This is a genomic window from Tsukamurella hominis, assembly GCF_965137015.1.
Taxonomy (GTDB): Bacteria; Actinomycetota; Actinomycetes; order Mycobacteriales; family Mycobacteriaceae; genus Tsukamurella; species Tsukamurella hominis.
This window is the reverse complement of the sequence record NZ_CBCRZG010000005.1, coordinates 228307-248216: the sequence shown is the minus strand read 5'-3', so window position 1 is coordinate 248216 and position 19910 is coordinate 228307. Positions and strand designations below refer to the sequence as shown.

At 71.8% G+C, this 19910-nt stretch carries 17 protein-coding genes; 16 read left to right on the top strand and 1 reads right to left on the bottom strand.

Features of this window, described 5'->3' with window-relative positions; all coding sequences use genetic code 11:
- The first annotated feature begins 173 nt into the window (after positions 1-173).
- From ACM9LD_RS09645 to ACM9LD_RS09590, 12 genes are read left to right on the top strand one after another with little or no spacing between them, the layout of a single operon-like run.
- On the top strand, positions 174-926 hold the full coding sequence (locus ACM9LD_RS09645) for an SDR family oxidoreductase (RefSeq protein ID WP_415676442.1): 753 nt from the start codon (positions 174-176) through the stop codon (positions 924-926).
- A 3-nt stretch (positions 927-929) separates the two neighbouring features.
- A complete protein-coding gene (locus ACM9LD_RS09640) occupies positions 930-1736 on the top strand; it encodes an SDR family NAD(P)-dependent oxidoreductase (RefSeq protein ID WP_415676441.1) in 807 nt (268 codons plus the stop codon).
- Entirely contained in the window at positions 1733-2722 is a 990-nt protein-coding gene (locus ACM9LD_RS09635; RefSeq protein ID WP_415676440.1) for an NADPH:quinone oxidoreductase family protein, read from the top strand. Before ACM9LD_RS09640 ends, ACM9LD_RS09635 begins: the two co-directional genes overlap by 4 nt.
- Entirely contained in the window at positions 2719-3405 is a 687-nt protein-coding gene (locus ACM9LD_RS09630; protein WP_415676439.1) for an HAD family hydrolase, read from the top strand. Before ACM9LD_RS09635 ends, ACM9LD_RS09630 begins: the two co-directional genes overlap by 4 nt.
- Before the next feature lie 11 nt (positions 3406-3416).
- Positions 3417-4169, top strand: coding sequence for a 3-oxoacyl-ACP reductase FabG (fabG, locus tag ACM9LD_RS09625; RefSeq protein ID WP_415676438.1), 753 nt, complete (start codon positions 3417-3419; stop codon positions 4167-4169).
- Between the two features lie 29 nt (positions 4170-4198).
- On the top strand, positions 4199-4651 hold the full coding sequence (locus ACM9LD_RS09620) for a MaoC family dehydratase (protein WP_415676437.1): 453 nt from the start codon (positions 4199-4201) through the stop codon (positions 4649-4651).
- Complete coding sequence (locus tag ACM9LD_RS09615; protein WP_415676436.1) at positions 4651-5667, top strand: phosphotransferase family protein; 1017 nt, start codon at positions 4651-4653, stop codon at positions 5665-5667. The genes ACM9LD_RS09620 and ACM9LD_RS09615 overlap by 1 nt, the downstream gene beginning before the upstream one ends.
- Before the next feature lies 1 nt (position 5668).
- Positions 5669-6898, top strand: coding sequence for an acyl-CoA dehydrogenase family protein (locus tag ACM9LD_RS09610; protein ID WP_415676435.1), 1230 nt, complete (start codon positions 5669-5671; stop codon positions 6896-6898).
- Positions 6895-8082 (top strand): acyl-CoA dehydrogenase family protein, encoded by a 1188-nt coding sequence (locus tag ACM9LD_RS09605; protein WP_415676434.1) that lies wholly within the window; start codon positions 6895-6897, stop codon positions 8080-8082. The genes ACM9LD_RS09610 and ACM9LD_RS09605 overlap by 4 nt, the downstream gene beginning before the upstream one ends.
- Positions 8079-9161 (top strand): acyl-CoA dehydrogenase family protein, encoded by a 1083-nt coding sequence (locus ACM9LD_RS09600; protein ID WP_415676433.1) that lies wholly within the window; start codon positions 8079-8081, stop codon positions 9159-9161. The genes ACM9LD_RS09605 and ACM9LD_RS09600 overlap by 4 nt, the downstream gene beginning before the upstream one ends.
- A gap of 29 nt (positions 9162-9190) precedes the next feature.
- Positions 9191-10174 (top strand): phosphotriesterase family protein, encoded by a 984-nt coding sequence (locus ACM9LD_RS09595; RefSeq protein WP_415676432.1) that lies wholly within the window; start codon positions 9191-9193, stop codon positions 10172-10174.
- Complete coding sequence (locus ACM9LD_RS09590) at positions 10175-11692, top strand: long-chain-fatty-acid--CoA ligase (protein ID WP_415676431.1); 1518 nt, start codon at positions 10175-10177, stop codon at positions 11690-11692.
- A 51-nt stretch (positions 11693-11743) separates the two neighbouring features.
- Here the strand turns inward: ACM9LD_RS09590 and ACM9LD_RS09585 are convergent, their stop codons facing one another.
- The gene (locus ACM9LD_RS09585) at positions 11744-12676 is read right to left on the bottom strand and encodes an alpha/beta fold hydrolase (RefSeq protein WP_415676430.1); all 933 of its coding nucleotides are present in this window, start codon (positions 12674-12676) and stop codon (positions 11744-11746) included.
- A 174-nt stretch (positions 12677-12850) separates the two neighbouring features.
- Between ACM9LD_RS09585 and ACM9LD_RS09580 the strand changes: the two genes are divergently transcribed.
- The 4 genes from ACM9LD_RS09580 to ACM9LD_RS09565 are packed head-to-tail and all read left to right on the top strand — an operon-like array spanning position 12851 to position 19893.
- Positions 12851-14236 (top strand): MFS transporter, encoded by a 1386-nt coding sequence (locus tag ACM9LD_RS09580; RefSeq protein WP_415676429.1) that lies wholly within the window; start codon positions 12851-12853, stop codon positions 14234-14236.
- 52 nt (positions 14237-14288) lie between these two features.
- A complete protein-coding gene (locus ACM9LD_RS09575; RefSeq protein ID WP_415676428.1) occupies positions 14289-14903 on the top strand; it encodes a TetR/AcrR family transcriptional regulator in 615 nt (204 codons plus the stop codon).
- A 26-nt stretch (positions 14904-14929) separates the two neighbouring features.
- Positions 14930-16720 (top strand): AMP-binding protein, encoded by a 1791-nt coding sequence (locus ACM9LD_RS09570; protein WP_415676427.1) that lies wholly within the window; start codon positions 14930-14932, stop codon positions 16718-16720.
- Positions 16717-19893 (top strand): acetyl-CoA carboxylase family protein, encoded by a 3177-nt coding sequence (locus ACM9LD_RS09565; RefSeq protein ID WP_415676426.1) that lies wholly within the window; start codon positions 16717-16719, stop codon positions 19891-19893. The genes ACM9LD_RS09570 and ACM9LD_RS09565 overlap by 4 nt, the downstream gene beginning before the upstream one ends.
- The last annotated feature ends 17 nt before the right edge of the window (positions 19894-19910 follow it).

Below are 19910 nucleotides of genomic sequence, written 5' to 3'. Positions count from 1 at the left end.
CGTCCTCGACGCGCGGGCCGCTCGTCGTTTTCGGGGTGTGGGGACGCAACCATCCGTACTGTGAGGAGCGTCACAGGGATTCGAGCGCCCAACGGGTCGTCACACGGCGCGGTGTGTCGTAGGCTACAAACTAAGCGAGCGCTTAGTCAGTTTGAATGGAAGGTGTGTGGAGCATGACCCGATTCGCCGGGAAGACCGCGATCGTCACGGGAGCGAGCCGCGGCATCGGCCTGGCCATCGCGCAGCGGCTGGTGGCCGACGGCGCGAAGGTCGTCATCACGGCCCGCAAGCAGGAGGCGCTCGACGCCGCGGTCGCCGAGCTGGGCGGCCCCGACGTGGCCGTCGCCGTGGCCGGCTCGGGCGACGACGAGGCGCACCAGGACCAGGTGATCGCCACCGCGATCGAGACCTTCGGCAGCGCCGACTTCTTCGTCAACAACACCGGCATCAATCCGGTCTACGGCCCGCTCATGGAGATCGATACGGCAGCCGCGCGCAAGATCTTCGAGGTCAACGTGCTCTCCACGCTGTCCTGGACGAAGAAGGTCTACGCCGCCTGGCAGAAGGAGCACGGCGGCGCCATCGTCAACGTCGGCTCCGTCGCCGGCCTGCGCCCCGCTCCCGGCATCGCCTTCTACGGCGTCTCCAAGGCCGCGGTCATCCATCTCACCGAGGAGCTCGCCGTCGAGCTCGGCCCGGACATCCGGGTGAACGCCGTCGCACCCGCCGTCGTCAAGACCCGCTTCGCCACCGCCCTGTACGAGGGCCGCGAGGAGCAGGTCTCCGCCGCCTATCCGCTCAAGCGGCTCGGCGTGCCCGACGACATCGGCTCGGTCGTCGCCTTCCTGCTCTCCGACGACGCCGCCTGGATGACCGGGCAGACGCTCACCGTCGACGGTGGCGTCCTGCTCACGGGCGGGGTGTAGGCGATGGCCGCCTTCGACCCGAAGGACAAGGGCATCGTCGTCACCGGTGCCGGCAACGGCATCGGCGCGGCGCTCGCCCGCGAGCTCGCCGCGCGCGGGGCTCGCGTCGTCGTCGCGGACCTCGACGCCGACGGTGCCGCACGGACCGTCGCCGAGATCGCCGCCGGCGGCGGCACCGCGTACGCCGCGCCCGGCGACGCCGCCTCCGAGGAGGGCGTCACCGCCCTCGTCGAGACGGCGCGCCGCGAGCTCGGCGCCATCGACGCCTGGTACGCCAACGCCGGCATCGACCGCGGGCGCGGCCTCGAGACCCCGGAGTCCGACTGGGCGCTGTCGCTGGACGTCAACGTGATGGCCCACGTGCGCGCCGCCCGGCTGCTCGTGCCCGAGTGGGCCGCGCGTGGCGGCGGCCGGTTCGTGGTCACCGCCTCCGCGGCGGGGCTGCTCACCATGCTCGGCGCCCCCGCCTACTCGGTGACCAAGCACGCCGCCGTCGCCTTCGCCGAGTGGCTCTCCACGACGTACCGCCACCGCGGCGTCGTCGTCCAGGCGATCTGCCCGCAGGGTGTGAAGACGGGCATGCTCGAGCGCTCCGGCGAACTGGAGGAGTTGCTCAGCCGCGACTCCGCCCTCACGCCCGAGCAGGTCGCGACGCTCGCCGTCGACGCCCTCGCCGGCGATGAGTTCCTGATCCTCCCGCACCCCGAGGTGGCGGGTTACTACGCCGTCCGTGCGACGGCGACCGACAAGTGGCTGCACGGCATGAACAAACTGCAGCAGCGACTCGAGACGAAGGAGAGCGGCCGATGAGGGCCTGGCAGGTACAGGAACTGGGGGAGCCGCTCGCGGTGCTCCGCGAGGTCGACGCCCCGACGCCCGATCCGGGTCCCGGGCAGCTCACCGTCCGCACGCTCGCGACGGCGGCGAACTTCCCCGACGTGCTCATGTGCCGCGGCCTCTACCAGGTCAAGCCCGACCTGCCCTTCACGCCCGGCGTGGAGCTGTGCGGCGAGGTCGTCGCCGTCGGCGAGGGCGTCGACGGCTTCACCGTGGGACAGCGCGTCCTCGGCGGCTCGGCCCTCCCGTCCGGAGGGTTCGCCGAGTACGCGGTGCTGAACGCGGCGCAGGCCTTCCCGGCGCCGGAATCGCTCGACGACGCCCAGGCCTCGTCGCTGTACATCGGCTACCAGACCGGCTGGTTCGGGCTGCACCGCCGCGCGCACCTGCAGGCCGGCGAGACGCTCCTCGTGCACGCCGCGGCGGGCGGGGTCGGCAGCGCCGCGATCCAGCTGGGCAAGGCGGCGGGCGCCAAGGTGATCGGCGTCGTCGGCGGGCCCGAGAAGGCCGAGGTCGCCCGCGCCCTGGGCGCCGACGTGGTCGTCGACCGGCGCACCGAGGACTTCGTCGAGGTCGTCAAGGCCGAGACCGGCGGCCGCGGCGCCGACGTGATCTACGACCCGGTCGGCGGCGACACCTACAAGCACTCCACCAAGTGCATCGCCTTCGAGGGCCGCATCCTCGTCGTGGGCTTCGCCGGCGGCACCATCCAGGAGGTCGCACTCAACCACGCGCTGATCAAGAACTACTCGATCGTCGGGCTGCACTGGGGCCTGTACAACGCCTACGACCCCGCCGCCGTGCAGCAGTGCCACGCGGAGCTCACCGCCCTCGCCGATCAGGGCCTGGTGAACCCGCTGGTCAGTGAGCGTCTCGACTTCGACGCCGTCCCCGACGGCCTGCAGCGCCTCGGCGACGGCACGACGGTGGGCCGCGTGGTCTACCAGGCGGCGCAGTGACCGCCGCGGTCGACACCGCGGCGAGCCGTGCGGTGGACGCCGTCCTGTTCGACTTCGGCGGCGTCCTCACCGCGCCGATGCGGCACAGCATCGAGGCGTGGATCGCCGACGAGGGGATCGAGCCGGCCAGCTTCACGGCGACCCTCAAGGCCTGGCTGGGTCGGGATGCCGACGTCGGCAGCCCGATCCACCGGCTCGAGACCGGCGAGCTGCCCGAGCCCGAGTTCGACGCCGCCTTCGCCGCGGCGCTGCGCACCGTCTCGGGCGATCCCGTGAACCCCGACGGCGTCCTGCGCCGCATGTTCGCTCGGATCCAGGAGGATCCGGCCATGTGGGCGCTCGCCGAGGACCTGCGCGCCGCGGGCGTGCCGGTGGCGATCGTCTCCAACAGCTGGGGCGGCGGGAACCTCTATCCCCGGGAGCGTCTCGCGGCGCTCTTCGCGCCGGTGATCATCTCGGAGGAGGTGGGGCTGCGCAAGCCCGATCCCGCGATCTTCCGGCTGGCCCTCGAGCGCCTCGGCGTGCCGCCCGAGCGCGCCGCCTTCATCGACGACGCGACTCCCAACGTCGCGGGCGCGGCCGCCCTGGGCATCCACGCGATCCACCACACCGACGCCGGTACCACCCGGACGGCGCTGCGGGAACTCGTTCCCGCACTGGCCGGCACATCCATCCACCCCTGAAGGAGAACCCCATGACCCAGCGCATCGCCATCGTGACCGGAGCCGCCCGCGGCATCGGCGCCGAGGTGGCCCGCCGCCTCGCCTCCGACGGGCACGCCGTCGCCGTCCTCGACCTCGACGAGGCCGCCTGCCGGGCGGTTGCCGATCAGATCACGGCCGCCGGCGGCCGCGCCATCGGCGTCGGCGTCGACGTCTCCGACGAGGAGAAGGTCACGGCCGCGGTCACCCGCGTCGCCGACGAGCTCGGCGCCCCCACGATCCTGATCAACAACGCGGGCATCCTGCGCGACAACCTGCTGTTCAAGATGTCCGTCTCGGACTGGGACCAGGTCATGGCCGTCCACCTGCGCGGCGCCTTCCTGATGTCCCGCGAGGTGCAGAAGTACCAGACCAAGGAGGGCTGGGGCCGCATCGTCAACCTGTCCTCGACCTCGGCGCTGGGCAACCGCGGCCAGGCGAACTACTCCGCGGCGAAGGCCGGCATGCAGGGCTTCACCAAGACCCTCGCCATCGAGCTCGGCAAGTTCGGCGTGACCGCGAACGCGATCGCCCCCGGCTTCATCGCGACCGACATGACCGCCGCCACCGCCGAGCGCATCGGCGTGCCCTTCGAGGACTTCAAGGCCTTCTCCGCCAAGGAGATCCCGGTGCAGCGCGTCGGCGAGCCCGCGGACATCGCGCACGCCGCGAGCTTCTTCGCCAGCGAGGGCGCGGGCTTCGTCTCGGGCCAGGTGCTGTACGTGGCCGGCGGGCCCAAGGACTAGGTCCGGACAGGACGAGGAGGCGAGAAGACATGCGGGTACTCAACGGACTCGAGGAACTGCAGGCGGCCGTGGGGGAGCACCTCGGCTACAGCGACTGGGTCGAGATCGACCAGAAGCGGATCGACCTGTTCGCCGAGGCGACCGGGGACCACCAGTGGATCCACGTGGACCCGGAGAAGGCGAAGGTCGGCCCGTTCGGCTCGACCATCGCCCACGGTTACCTGACCCTCTCCCTCATCCCCATGCTGGTGTGGCAGATCTACACCGTCGAGGGCACGAAAATGGGGGTCAACTACGGCAGCAACAAGGTCCGCTTCCCCGCGCCGGTGCCGGTCGGCTCGCGCGTGCGGGCGGGGGTCGAGCTGGTCTCGGTCACCCCGGGCGGCGGCGGCCAGCAGGTCGTCGCGCGCGTGACCATCGAGCGCGAGGGCGGCGACCGCCCGGCGTGCGTCGCCGAGACCGTCTCCGTGGTGGTCTTCTGATGGCGGAGCAGCATCCGGGCCTCGATCTCGACGTCCTCGGTGCGTGGCTCCCGCAGCACGTGCAGGGCGCGGGCTCGCAGCTCGAGGCCGTCCTCATCGCGGGCGGCAAGTCCAACCTCACGTACCGCATCTCCGACGGTGCCGCGTCCTGGATCCTGCGCCGCCCGCCGGTCGGCAAGCTCCTGCCGTCGGCGCACGACATGGGCCGCGAGTACCGGATGATGTCGGCGCTCGGCGGCACCGCCGTGCCGGTCCCGGTGATGTACGCCTACTGCGACGACCCCGAGGTGCTCGGGGCGCCGTTCTACGTGATGAGCGAGATCGACGGCGTGCCGTACCGCCGGGCGACGGAGCTGGAGGCGCTCGGCGCCGACCGCACCCGCGCCATCTCCGAGCGGCTGGTCGACACCCTCGTCGAGCTGCACCACGTCGATCCCGCGAGCGTCGGGCTCGGCGACTACGGCCGCCCCGAGGGCTTCCTGGGCCGGCAGGTGCAGCGCTGGCGCAAGCAGTTCGCCGCGGCGCACACCCGCGACCTGCCCAAGGTCGACGAGCTGTTCACCGCGCTCGAGGGACGGGTGCCCGCCGATGCGGTGCCCGGCATCGTGCACGGCGACTACCGCCTCGACAACGTGCTGGTCTCGCCGCAGGACGAGCCCGCCGCGGTCGTCGATTGGGAGCTCGCGACCATCGGCGACTCGCTCACCGACCTCGCGCTCATGGTGGTCTACGGGCGGCTGGCGAAGATCTCCGCCGGCACCGTCAGCGACGTGAGCGAGGCGCCCGGGTTCCTCGACGAGCAGCAGATCATCGACCGCTACGCCGCCGGATCCTCCCGGGAACTCGGGGATTTCGGCTTCTACATCGCCCTCTCCTGCTTCAAGCTCGCAGGCATCGTCGAGGGCATCCACTACCGCTACGTCAACGGCCAGACCGTGGGCAAGGGCTTCGCGGAGGCCGGGGAGGCAGTGAACCCGCTGCTCGACGCCGGCCTCGACGCACTGAAGGAGAACTGACATGGATTTCGCGTACGACGCCAAGACCACGGAGTTGATCGGGCAGGTCAACGACTTCATGGACAGCCACGTCTACCCGGCGGAGGAGACCTTCCACCAGCAGCTCGGCTCGCTGGAGAACCGCTGGGCCTGGGACAGCGCCCCGGTCCTGCACGAGCTGCGCGCCGAGGCCCGCAGCCGCGGCTTCTGGAACTTCTTCCTCCCCGGCGAGAACGGCGCGGGCCTGACCAACCTGCAGTACGCGCCTCTCGCCGAGATCTCCGGCCGCAGCCTGCACCTCGCGCCCGCAGTGTTCAACTGTGCCGCCCCGGACACGGGGAACATGGAGGTGCTCAACGAGTTCGGCACCGCAGAGCAGAAGGAGAAGTGGCTCACCCCGCTCCTGAACGGCGAGATCCGGTCCGCCTTCGCGATGACGGAGCCCGACGTCGCCAGCTCCGACGCCACCAACATCGGCCTGTCGATCGTCCGCGACGGCGACGACTACGTGATCAACGGCCGCAAGTGGTGGATCACGGGCGCCATGAACCCGAACTGCAAGATCTTCATCGTCATGGGCAAGACGGCGCCCGACGCCGAACGCCACCGCCAGCAGTCGCAGATCCTCGTGCCGCGGGACACCCCGGGTCTGGAGGTGCTGCGAGGCATGGAGGTCTTCGGGTACGACGACCACAGCCACGGCGGCCACGCCGAGATGCGGTTCACCGACGTCCGTGTCCCCGCCGCCAACCTGATCGGCGAGGAGGGCGATGGTTTCGCCATCGCGCAGGCCCGCCTCGGGCCCGGCCGCATCCACCACTGCATGCGCTCGATCGGCGTGGCGGAGCGGGCCGTGGAGCTCATGTGTGACCGTGTGTCGGGCCGCACCGCGTTCGGCAAGCCGTTGTCGGAGCAGGGCGTGATCCGCGACTGGATCGCCGAGTCGCGCGTGCGGATCGAGCAGCTGCGCCTGCTGGTGCTCAAGACCGCCTGGCTGATGGACACCGTGGGCAACCGCGGCGCCCACACCGAGATCCAGGCGATCAAGATCGCCACCCCCCAGACGGTGCAGTGGATCCTCGACAAGGCCATCCAGGCGCACGGCGCCGGCGGACTGTCGCAGGACTTCCCGCTCGCCGAGTACTACGCCGGCATCCGCACCCTGCGGTTCGCCGACGGCCCCGACGAGGTGCACAAGAACTCGCTGGCCCGGGCGGAGCTCAAGCGCGTCGCCGCCAAGAAGGCGCAGTGACGGCGCCGGGCCCGGAGGAACTCGCCCGGAAGGTCGACGACTTCCTCGCCGCACACCCGCCGGCCACCACGGATCCGCTCGAGTTCCTCCGCGCCCGGTACGACGCGGGTCTGGCGTGGGTCGCCTACCCCGAGGGGCGCGGCGGTCTGGGCCTCTCGCGATCCCTGCAGCAGGCCGTGGACGCCCGCTTCGCGGCGGCCGGCGCGCCCGATAATCGCAGTCACGTCAACGGGATCGGCCTCGGGATGGCCGCGCCGACCATCCTGGCCTTCGGGACGCAGGAGCAGATCGACCGCTTCCTGCGGCCGCTGTGGACGGGCGAGGAGATCTGGTGCCAGCTGTTCAGCGAGCCCGGCGCGGGCTCCGACCTCGCGGGCCTCGCGACTCGTGCGGTCCGCGACGGCGACGACTGGATCGTCACCGGGCAGAAGGTGTGGACCTCCGGCGCGCACAACGCGCAGTGGGCGATCCTCGTCGCCCGCACCGACCCGGACCTGCCGAAGCACAAGGGGCTCACCTACTTCCTGTGCGACATGTCCGACCCGGGCATCGACGTGCGGCCCCTGCGGCAGATCACCGGCGAGGCGGAGTTCAACGAGGTCTTCCTCGAGGGCGTCCGCATCCCGGACGCGCACCGCCTGGGCGCGGTGGGGCAGGGCTGGCAGGTCGCGAACGCCACGCTCAACAACGAGCGGGTCGCCATCGGCGGCCGGGCGTCGCGGCGCGAGGACGGCATGATCGGCGTGGTCGCCGACACCTGGCGCGAGCGGCCCGAGCTGCGCACGCCGGACCTGCACGACGACCTGCTCCGCCTGTGGGTGGACAGCGAGGTCGCCCGCGTGACCGCGCTGCGCCTGGGCCAGAAGCTCGCCTCGGGGCAGCCCGGCCCGGAGGGCGCGGCGATGAAGCTCTCCTTCGCCCGGCTCAACCAGAAGCTCTCCGGCCTCGAGCTGGAGCTGCTCGGCGAGGACGGCCTGCGGTACGGCGACTGGACGATGGTGCGCCCCGACCGGGTGGACTTCTACGGCCGCGACGCCGGGTACCGCTACCTGCGTGCCAAGGGCAACTCCATCGAGGGCGGTACGTCGGAGATCCTCAAGAACATCGTGGCGGAGCGGGTGCTCGGCCTGCCGCCGGAGCACCGGGTCGACAAGGACCTGTCCTGGAAGGACGTCCCCAAGTGAGCTTCACACCGCAGCTGCTCAGCAGCGACATCGAGGACGACCTCCGCGCCGCCGTCCGCGATCTGCTCGACCGGCGAGTGACACCGGCGGATCTGATCGCCGCCTACGACGGTGCCGCGGCTCCCGGCCTGCAGGCGGAGCTCGCGGAGATGGGCGTCACCGGCCTCCTCGTCCCGGAGGAGCTGGGCGGCGCCGGGGCGGGCGCCGCCGTCGCGGGCGTGGTCGCCGAGGAGCTCGGCTCCGCCTGCGCGGCGGGGGAATTCCTCACGTCGGCGATCGCGGCGTCGGTCGCGGTCGCGGCGGGCGCACCGGTCCTGGCCGGGCAGCTCGCCGAGGGTGCGAGCGTCGCCGCGCTGGTCGTGCCGTTCTCGGTGGACCCGCACGGGGTCGCCCCGTTCGTCTCCGTCGCCGGCGGGGCCCTCTCCGGCACCGTCCGGTCGGTGGCCGGTGCGCTCGGCGCGGAGATCCTGCTCGTGCTCGACTCCGACGGTGCCCTGCAGGCCGTTCCGGCGGCCGACGCGCGGATCGAGCCCGTGTCGTCGCTCGACATGACGCGGCAGGTGGCGGACGTGACCTTCGACGGAACCCGGGGCGCGGTCCTCACGGCCGACGGTGCCGCCGCCGTGCGCGCTGGTCTGATCACCGGCGCGGCGCTGCTCGCCGCCGAACAGGCAGGCGTGGCGCGCTGGTGCGTCGCCACCACTGTCGAGTACCTGAAGCAGCGCAAGCAGTTCGGGCGCGTGGTCGGTGGCTTCCAGGCCGTGAAGCACCGACTGGCGGAGCTCTACGCGGACGCGGAATCCGCCGCCGCGGCAGCGCGGTCGGCGACCGTGACGCTGGCCGAGCTCGGGACCGAGGACCCGGACACGGCGATCGCCGTGGCCGTCGCGGCCGCCTACTGCTCGGACCTGGCCGTGCGCGCGGCGGAGGAAGCGGTGCAGCTGCACGGCGGCATCGGCATGACCTGGGAGGCGCCGGTGCACCTGTACCTCAAGCGCGCCAAGGCGGACCAGATCGGTCTCGGCACTCCGGGGCGGCACCGCGCCGCGCTCGCGGGCCTGATCGACCTCCCCGCCTGAGAAGAAGACACCGTCGGAAAGTAGGAACCATGGGAGCCGTCCACACCGTCACCGGAGACGTCGACGCCGCCGATCTCGGCGTCACGCTCATGCACGAGCACGTCTTCGTGCTCACTCCGGACATCCAGCAGAACTATCCGGAGGACTTCGGCGACGAGGACGCCCGGGTGGACGACGCCGTCGCGCAGTTGCAGAAGGCGTACGACGCCGGGGTGCGCACGATCGTCGACCCGACGGTGGTCGGTCTCGGACGGTACATCCCACGGATCCAGCGGATCGCCGAGCGCACGCCCGTGCGGATCGTCGCGGCGACGGGTGTCTACACCTATCGCGACGTGCCGCGCTACTTCATGTATCGCGGTCCCGCCCTGACCGCCATGACGGGGATCGACTTCCCGGATCCGATGGCGGACATGTTCGTCCGCGACATCACCGAGGGCATCGGCGAGACCGGGGTCCAGGCCGGCATGCTCAAGTGCGCGATCGATCACCACGGACTGACCGAGGGCGTCGAGCGGGTGATGCGGGCGGTCGCGAAGGCGCACAACGCCACCGGCGTGCCGATCACCGTGCACACCCACCCGGGGACCGAGACCGGGCTCCTGGTGAAACGCGTGATGTGCGACGAGGAGGGCGTCGACCCGAGCCGGATCGTGCTGGGGCACAGCGGCGACTCCACCGACGTCGAGCACCTGTCGGCGCTCGCCGACGCCGGCTTCACGCTGGGCTTCGACCGGTTCGGCATCAACCTCGAGACCACCTTCGAGGCCCGCAACGACACCCTCATCGAGATGGTGCGCCGCGGCTACACCGAGAAGATCGTGTTGTCCCAGGACGCCTCCTGCTACATCGACTGGATCGACCCGAACGTCAAGGCGGGCATGCTCCAGTGGCACTACACCCACGTCTTCGACGACGTCTTCCCGTACGTGCTCGAGCGCGGCGTGACCCAGAACCAGATCGACACCATGCTCGTGGACGTACCGCGCCGCGTGCTGACCGGAGAGGCGTAGATGTCCTTCAACCTGGCGACGATGCTGCGCGAGTCGGCGTCGACGGCGCCCGACGCGCCCGTGCTGTTCTTCGGCGACCGCACGATCACCTATTCCGAGGTCGACGAGCAGTCGGGACGCCTCGCGGCCTCGCTTTTGGCACGCGGGCTCGGCCCCGGCGACAAGGTGGCCGTCCAACTGCCGAACCTGCCGGAGTTCGTGCTCGCCTACTTCGGGATCCTCAAGGCGGGCCTGACGATGGTGCCGCTCAACCCGCTGTTCACCGCGCCGGAGATCGCCTACCACCTGGGCGACAGCGATGCGAAGCTGCTCGTGGCATCCGACTTCTCCGCCGAGGCCGCACTCGCGGGCGCGGCGGAGGCGGGCGTCGGCGAGGTGGTCGTGGTCTCGCTCGGCGCGCCGGCCCCGTCGGGTGCGACACCGTTCGCGGACCTGTTGGCAGAGCACGACTCCGGGGAGATCCACCCCACGAGCTCCGACGACACCGCCGTGCTGCTCTACACCTCCGGCACCACCGGCCGGCCGAAGGGCGCCGAGCTCACGCATTTCGAGCTCTACATGAACTGCACGATCGCGCCGCAGCTGTTCGGGATGCGGGACGACGATGTGGCGCTCGGCGCCCTGCCGCTGTTCCACGTCTTCGGCCTGTCCAGCGTGCTCAACGCGGCGGTCCGCTTCGGCGGTTCGGTGGCGCTGGTGCCGCGGTTCGAGGCGGAGGCGGTAGTGGACGTCATCGAGCGTCGCCGGGTCACGGTGCTCTCCGGCGTACCCACGATGTACGTGGCCCTGCTCGGCGTCGACACGACCGGCCGCGACGTCTCCAGCCTGCGCGCCGCCGTCTCCGGCGGTGCGTCGATCCCCGGCGGCGTGATCAGCGCCTTCGAGGAGAAGTTCCCGGGCTTGGCGATCCTGGAGGGGTACGGCCTCTCGGAGACCGCCTCGACGGCGACCTTCAACATCAGCGCGGAACAGCGCAAGGTCCTCTCGATCGGCAAGCCCATCTGGGGCGTGCAGATGCGGGTGGTCGACCTCGACGGTGCCGAGCTCCCACCCGGGGAGGACAACGTGGGCGAGGTACTGGTCCGGGGGCACAACGTCATGAAGGGGTACTACAAGCGTCCCGAGGCGACGGCGGAGGCGCTGCGCAACGGCTGGTTGCACACGGGCGACCTCGGCTACCGCGACGAGGACGGCTACTTCTTCATCGTCGACCGGCTCAAGGACCTGGTGATCCGCGGCGGCTACAACGTGTATCCCCGCGAGGTCGAGGAGGTGCTCTACGCCCACCCCGAGGTCGTCGAGGCCGCCGTCGTGGGCCGCCCCGACGACAGGCTGGGGGAGGAGGTCGTCGCCTTCGTCGTCCTGCGCCCGGGCGCGAGTGCCGACGCCGCGGCGCTCACCGAGTTCAGCCGGGAACGCCTGGCGGCGTACAAGTACCCGCGCGAGATCCACCTGCTCGCCGAGCTGCCGAAGGGCGGCACCGGCAAGATCCTCAAGCGGGAGCTGCGCGCGCGGTAGTACCCGGACGGGGCGCCCCGGCGATCGCCGGGGTGCCGCCTCCGTTCCCCGTCAGGCGATCACGCGCTCGACGAAGGCGAGGAGCTCGGCGGTCACGTCGTCGCGGGTCTCGGGCTCGTTGTGCACCTCGTGCCGGACGCCGGGGTAGACGCGCGTCCGCACGTCTGCGTGGCCGGAGGCGACGAGGGCGTTGGCCACGTGGTAGGCGCCCTCGCCGTAATTGGTGACGGGATCCTGGTCGCCGGCGAGGATCAGCACGGGTGTCTCCGGACGGAGTGCGGCGTAGAAGGCGTCGCCGTTCGCGGCGTCGTACAGCTCGATGAAGCCGCGCAGGAACCGGGTAGAGAGCGGCGCGCCGAAGTTGTTGAACGGGTCGACCGCGTGGTCCCGCACGACGTCCGCGTCCCGCGCGACCCAGTCGGTGGGGCCCGCGCCCGCGCCGAACCGGGAGACGAAGCCGTCGAACAGCTCTCCGACGTAGTGGGCCGGCGCGGGGCCGGCCTGGTCGGGCTCGGCCGCGAGCGCCGCGCGGTCGACCACACCGTCGATACCGGCGATCTGCGCGGCGATCCCGCACAGCACCAGGCCGTCAATCCCGTCCGGCTGCGCGGTCGCGAGCCCGCGGGCGATCATCGAGCCCATCGAGTGCCCGAAGGCGACGTACGGCAGGCCCGGGTGCAGTTCCTGGGCCTTGGCGCGGAGCGCGGCGGCGTCGGCGACGAGGACGTGCGCCGCCTCCTCGCCCGCGTCGCCCCACACGCCCGAGCCCATCGCCGTCGCGCCGTGCCCCGCGTGGTCCTCGGCGGCCACCACGAAGCCGGCGTCGAGCAGCGCCGTGACGAGGCGCAGGTACCGGCGCGAGTGCTCGCCGAGGCCGTGGATCACCTGCACGATCGCGCGGGGCTCACGGACCGGCGTGTAGATCCAGGCGTGGACGGTGTCGCGGCCGTTGGCGGACGGGAAATCGGGTTCGAGGAGTGCCATGTGCTCTTTGTACGTGATCGGGGCGGGAGCCGGTGCATAACCGGTCTGAAGCACTGGAAACGGTCTCCCAGCTGCGTAAGCAAACGCTTAGCAATTTCCCGGAATCGGTTGACACGAACGTCAACGTCAAGCATTCTCTGTGTCGGGGATCACAACTTTCACGAAGGGCCATCCATGACACAGACCAGCGAGCCCGGTGCCGTCGCGCCGGTGAAGAAGAAGTCGCACGGCAAGCTGCTCACCGCCGGACTGGTGAGCAGCTCGATCGAGTGGTACGACTTCTTCGTCTACGGCACTGCCGCCGCCCTGGTGTTCGACAAAGTCTTCTTCCCGGACCTGTCGCCGCTGATGGGCACGCTGATGGCCTTCGCCACGTTCTCGGTGGGCTTCATCGCCCGGCCGCTGGGCGGAATCCTGGCCGGGCACTTCGGCGACAAGATCGGCCGCAAGCCGATGCTCATCTGGTGCCTGACCGCGATGGGGGCGGCCACTTTCCTCATCGGCTGCCTACCCACCGCGAGCGCGATCGGCTCGCTCGCCCCGATCCTGCTCGTGTCCCTGCGCTTCGTCCAGGGCCTCGCGTGCGGCGGCCAATGGGGCGGTGTGGTGCTCCTGCTGACCGAGTCCGCAGGACCCAAGAAGCGGGGCTTCGCCGGGACGTTCGGGCAGATGGGCGTTCCGCTCGGCCTGCTGCTGGGCAACCTGATGATGATCCTGATGAACGGCATCCTCGACGACGCCGCGTTCCTCAGCTGGGGCTGGCGCGTGCCGTTCTGGGCCAGCGCGATCCTGGTGCCCGTCGTGATGTACATCCACAAGAAGATCGAGGACTCGCCGGAGTTCCTCGCCCTCCAGCGCGAGGTCGCGGCCAAGAACGCGGGCAAGGAGGCGGTCGCCGCGGCACCGCTGTCCGAGGCGATCCGGGGGCACTGGGGCAAGATCCTGCTCGGCGCCGGGCTGCTGGCCGGCACCAACTCCGCGTTCTACGTCTCCATCGCCGGTTTCGTGAGCTACGGCAGCAAGAAGCCCTCCGCGGGCGGCCTGGGCATGAGCAGCAACTCGATCCTGGCGTGCGTGCTCGCCACCTCGGTGGTGATGCCGCTCGTCATCATGGCCGCGGGCGCGGTGTCCGATCGCGTCGGGCGGCGGCCCCTGATCCTCGTCGGCGGCGCCGTGCTCATCGCCTGGGCGTTCCCGTTCTTCTGGCTCGCGGAGACGACGAACATCGGTCTGCTGCTGGTCGCGATGTTCGTCTCCAGCTTCGGGCAGGCGCTCACCTACGGGCCGCTGGCCGCGTTCATGGCCGAGCTGTTCGAGCCGCGGATCCGCTACTCGGGCGCCTCGCTGGCCTACCAGCTGGCGGCGGTCGCCGTCTCCGGCGTAGCGCCGCTGATCATGACCGCGATCATCGCCGAGACGCAGTCCAGCACGTTCGTCTCGGTCTACCTCGCCGCCATGGGTCTGGTGACCTTCGCCAGCGCCTACTTCCTCAAGGAGACGAACGGCAGGGCGGTGCGCATGGATCCGAACGCGGTGCCCGGGATCCCCGCGTCGGCGTGAGCCGGCACCGGCGTCCTTGAAGGTCCGAGCGGAGCCGAGCAGACTCGTGAGCGTGACGATCAGCGAATCACAGGAGCGGGCCCGCGCGAACCGCAAGGACGCCGGCGCCGCCCGCCGGGAGGAACTCCTCCGGGCGGCGGCCGACTGCTTCGACGACCTCGGCTACGCCGCCACCACGGTGGAGCTCATCGCCGCCCGCGCGCAGACCTCCCGGCCCACCTTCTACGCCTACTTCCGGTCGAAGGACGAGATCCTCCTCGCCCTCGTGGACCGGATCGGCGCGGAACTCGAGGCGACGCAGATGCTGGACGGCATCGAGACCGACGTGCCTCGCGAGGTCATCGCGGCCACGATGCGCGCCTACGCCGACGCGGTCTTCGCGAACGGAGGCCTCGTCGCCCTGTTCGACGCGATGGCCCCGGTCCGGGAGGACGTCGCCGCGGTCTGGGACCGCACCACCCGGCGCACGCACCGCCGCTACACCGCGTACCTCGAATCCCTCGATCCCGCCACCGTCGACCTGTGCCTGCCGCCCGCGACGCTGGTCACCATCCTCAACGACACCATCCACCACGGCGCGAAGCGCGTGGCGCGCGACAGTCCCGCCGCGCGCGAGCGCTTCATCGCGGACCAGATCCGCGTCGCCGAACGACTGATCGGCTTCTGACGGAGCCGACGCACCGAAGGAGCCCCATGACCGACCGGACCACCGACGTCGCCGCCGCGCTCGACGTCGCCGCCGACGAGATCCGCGCACTGCGCCTGCGGAACTGGCCGGCGCAGGTGCCGCGCACCGTCGAGTACCCCGCGGAGACGCCCGCGATGGTGGAGCACCTGCGGCACTGGGCGCGGCACCGGCCCGACACCGTCGCGATCGCCTTCTACGGCCGCGAGGTGACGTACGCCGAGTACGACGAGCTCTCGGACCGGTTCGCGGGCCTGCTCCGTGAGGAGGGGGTCCGCGCGGGCGACGCGGTCGGCGTCTACCTGGGCAACTGCCCGCAGTTCGCGATCGCCATGCTCGGCATCCTCAAGGTGGGCGCCGTTCACGTGCCGGTCAACCCGCTGCTCAAGGGGCGCGAGCTGCAGCACGAGCTGGACGACGCCGGCGTCGGCGTGCTGGTGGCGCAGACCGACCTGCTGGACCTGGTGGAGACGGTGCGCGCGCAGACGCCGGTGCGCACCGTGCTCGCCACGGCGCTGAGCGATCTCCTCGTGGACACCGCGCCGCTCCCGGACGCCCCGGCGCCCTTCGGCACCGCGCCGGACCCGCGCAGCGACTGGCACCGTGTGGTCGTCGCAGCGCCCGCGCCGGTCCGGGACTCCGACCCGGATGCGCTCGCCGCGCTCAACTACACCGGCGGCACCACCGGGCTGCCCAAGGGGTGCGAGCACACGCAGCGGCACATGGCCTACACGGCGGCCACCGCGACCGTGGCGGGCGGTACCGCGGTGGGGGAGAGCGCCCCGGTCGGGCTCAACTTCCTGCCCGTGTTCTGGATCGCCGGTGAGGATTTCGGCATCCTCAAGCCGTTGCTCAACGGCCAGACGATCGTGCTCATGACCCGGTGGGATCCGGCCGTCGCCACGGCGCTCATCGCCCGGTACGGCGTGACCGACACCGTCGCCACGGTCGACAACTACGTCGAGCTCATGGACCTGCCCGGGTTCGACGGTGCCGCCTTCCGCACCGTCGTGAACCCGCTCGCCGTCTCCTTCGTGCTCAAGCTGACCCCGGAGCTGCGCGCCCGCTGGCGGGCACTGACCGGCGGCGTCCTCCGCGAGGCCTCCTACGGCATGACCGAGACGCACACCGCCGACACGTTCACGCTCGGCTTCCAGGACGGCGACCGGGACCTCACCGCCGACCCCGTCTTCTGCGGGCTTCCCGTGCCCGGCACGGACATCCTCGTCGTCGACCCCGACGGTGCGCCCGTCCCGCTCGGCGAGACCGGCGAGATCGTGGTGCGCAGCGAGTCGATCCTCACCGCCTACCACCGCCGGCCCGAGGCGACCGCCGAGGCGATCCGCGACGGCTGGCTGCATACCGGCGACGTGGGGAAGATCGACGACTGGGGCGCGGTGCACTACCTCGCCCGGACGAAGGAGATGATCAAGGTCAACGGCATGTCGGTCTTCCCGTCGGAGGTGGAGGCGCTGCTCAAGGATCACCCGGCGATCGGCTCGGTCTCGGTCGTCCCGCGACCCGACGCGCGCAAGGGCCAGGTGCCCCTCGCCTTCGTCGTCTCCGCCGGTCCCGTGGACGTCGCCGAGCTCACGGCGTGGGCGCGGGAGAACATGGCGGGCTACAAGGTGCCCGACTTCGTGGTCGTCGACGCGCTGCCGATGACGGCGACGGGCAAGGTGCGCAAGGGATTGTTGTTCGAGCAGGCGGCGCAGATCGCCGGCGCGGCATCAGCGGGAAGTCCCGCGGTGGCCGCGGAGAACGGGGCGGCCGCGTTCAACCAGGGGGAGTCGAAGTGAAGCTGCTCATCGCCAATCGCGGGGAGATCGCGTTGCGGATCATCCGCACCGCACGGGAACTCGGCATCCCGACCGTGGCGGTCTACGCCGCGGACGACGCCGACACCCCGCACGTCGCCGCCGCCGACGACGCGGTCGCGCTCGCGGGCTCCGGCCCCGCGGCCTACCTGGACCGCGATGCGGTCGTCGCGGCCGCCGCGAGCACGGGCGCCGACGCGGTGCACCCCGGCTACGGCTTCCTCGCGGAGAACGCCGATTTCGCCGCGGCCTGTGCCGCTGCCGGCCTGACCTTCGTCGGCCCAGACCCCGACGTGCTCCGTACCTTCGGCGACAAGGCCGCTGCGCGCTCGGCCGCCGTCGCCGCGGGGGTCCCGGTGCCCGCCGCCACCGACGGCGGGGCCGACCTCGCGGCGGTGCGCGCCTTCGCCGCCGGCCGCCCGGCCGGCGTCATGATCAAGGCCGTCGCGGGCGGCGGAGGCCGCGGCATGCGCGCCGTGCCACCCGGTCCCCGGTACGACGAGGACCTCGAATCCGCCTACCGGGCCTGCGTCTCCGAGGCCGAGCTCGGATTCGGCGACGGCCGCGTCTTCGCCGAGGAACTGCAGGCCGGCGCCAGGCACATCGAGGTCCAGGTCATCGGCGACGGGACCACCGCCGTCGCGCTCGGCGACCGCGACTGCAGCGTGCAGCGCCGCAACCAGAAGCTCGTCGAGGTCGCGCCCGCGCCGGCGCTGGACGATCAGCTGCGCGCAGCGCTGCACGGCCACGCCGCCCGGCTCTGCGCCGCGGCCGGCTACCGCGGCCTCGCGACCGTCGAGTTCCTGGTCCGCGACGGCGGGGCGGTCTTCCTCGAGGTCAATCCCCGGATCCAGGTGGAGCACACCGTGACCGAGGAGGTGACCGGCGTCGACCTGGTGGCCGCGCAGCTCGCCCTCGCCGAGGGCGCCCCGCTCGGGGAACTGGGCCTGCCGCCCGCGATCGGGTGCCGCGACGGCGCCGTCAGCGGAACGCCCGCCGCCGCCCACGGCACCGCCGTGCAGGCGCGCGTGAACCTGGAGGTGCCGCAGCGCGACGGCACCGTGCTCCCTGCGGCGGGCGTCCTCGCCGGCTACACGCCGCCGACAGGTCCCGGCGTGCGCGTCGACGGCTACGGTCGGCCGGGCCTGGCCACCTCCGCCCGGTACGACTCGCTGCTCGCCAAGGTGATCGTCCGGGCCGCCACCCCGGCGCGCGCCTGCGCCAAGGCCGACGCGGCGCTGGGGGAGTTCGTGATCGACGGCCCCGGCACCAACATCGACCTGCTGCGCGCCGTCCTCGCCGATCCCGAGTTCCGCTCGGGCCCCGTGGACACCGGCTATCTCGCGCGCCGGATCGGCGACCTCGTGCCCGAGGCCGCAGCCCCCGCACCGGCGCCCACCGTCGAACTCGACGGCGACGTGCTCACCGCGACGCTGACCGGCACCGTCGTCGCCGTCGCGGAGTCCGGTGCCTCCGCCGAGCCCGGCACCGCGCTCGTCGTGCTCGAGGCCATGAAGATGGAGCACGAGCAGGCGCTGCCCGTGTCGGTCACTGTCGGCGAGGTGCTGGTGCGGCCGGGGGAGACCGTGACCGCGGGTACCCCGCTCCTCACCTACGCGGGGGTCGACGATGCCGCTGCCGCGGACGACACCGCCGACGCACTCGATCTCGACCGGCCCCGCGCCGACCTCGACGAGGTGCGCGAACGGCACCGCGTCACGCTCGACGAGGGTCGCCCCGACGCCGTGGCCAAGCGGCGCCGGATCGGCCGGCGCACCGCTCGCGAGAACATCGAGGACCTCGTGGACGCGGGCAGCTTCACCGAGTACGGCGCGCTGCTCCTGCCGGCGCAGCGTGCCCGCCGCTCCGAGGAGGAGCTCATCGCTACGGGCGCCGCGGACGGCCTGATCGGCGGCCTCGCGACGATCGGCGGTGCCGAGGCGATGGTGATCTCGTACGACTACACCGTGCTCGCGGGCACGCAGGGCTGGCGCAACCACGCCAAGACCGACCGGCTGATCGACGTCGCGGAGCGCCGGAACGTGCCCATCGTGCTGTTCGCGGAGGGCGGCGGCGGACGCCCCGGCGACACCGATCTCGACATCGTGGCGGGCCTCGACGTCCCCACCTTCCGGTCGCTCGGTGCGCTGCGTGGGCGGGTCCCGTTGATCGCCGTCGTCTCCGGCCGCTGCTTCGCCGGGAACGCGGCGCTCGCCGGCATCTGCGACGTTCTGATCGCCACGCCCGACGCCAACCTCGGCATGGGCGGGCCGGCGATGATCTCGGGCGGCGGCCTCGGCGAGTTCCCGCCGGAGGCCATCGGCCCCATCGACGTGCAGCGCCGCAACGGCGTCGTGCACGTCGTCGCCGACGACGAGGCCGACGCGGTCGATCGCGCGCGCCGATACCTGGGCTACTTCGCCGGGCCCATCGACGCCTGGACCGCGCCCGACCCGCGCGCCGCGAGGCACGTGGTCCCGGAGAATCGGTTGCGCGCCTACGACGTCCGCGCCGCGATCGCCGCGATCGTCGACGTGGACTCGACGCTCGAGCTGCGCCGCGACTACGGCGTCGGCGTCATCACCGCGCTGGTCCGGGTGGAGGGGAAGCCGTACGCGCTCATCGCGAACAGCACCCGCCACCTGGGCGGCGCGATCGACGGCGAGGCGGCGGACAAGCTCGCGGACTTCCTGGAACTGGCACAGGCGCACGGGCTCCCGGTGATCTCGCTGTGCGACACCCCCGGGTTCATGGTCGGGCCCGAGGCCGAGGAGCAGGCCACCGTCCGGCGGTTCTCCCGGCTGTTCGTGCACGGCGCGCGGCTCACCGTGCCGCTCGGCGTGATCGTGCTGCGCAAGGGCTACGGCCTCGGCGCGATGGCCATGACCGGCGGCAGCTTCCACGCCCCGCAGTTCACCGTCGCCTGGCCCACGGGCGAGATCGGCGGGATGGGCCTTGAGGGCGCGGTGCGGCTGGGCTTCAGCAGGGAACTCGCCGCCGCGCCCGACGAGGCCGCCCGCGCCGAGCTCTTCGACCAGCTGCTGGCACTCGCGTACCAACGCGGCCGGGCGCTGCACGCCGCCACCACCTTCGAGCTGGACGACGTGATCGTCCCCGCCGCCACCCGGAACTGGATCCGTACCCTCACCCGGTGAGGGAGTGAGGGTACGGA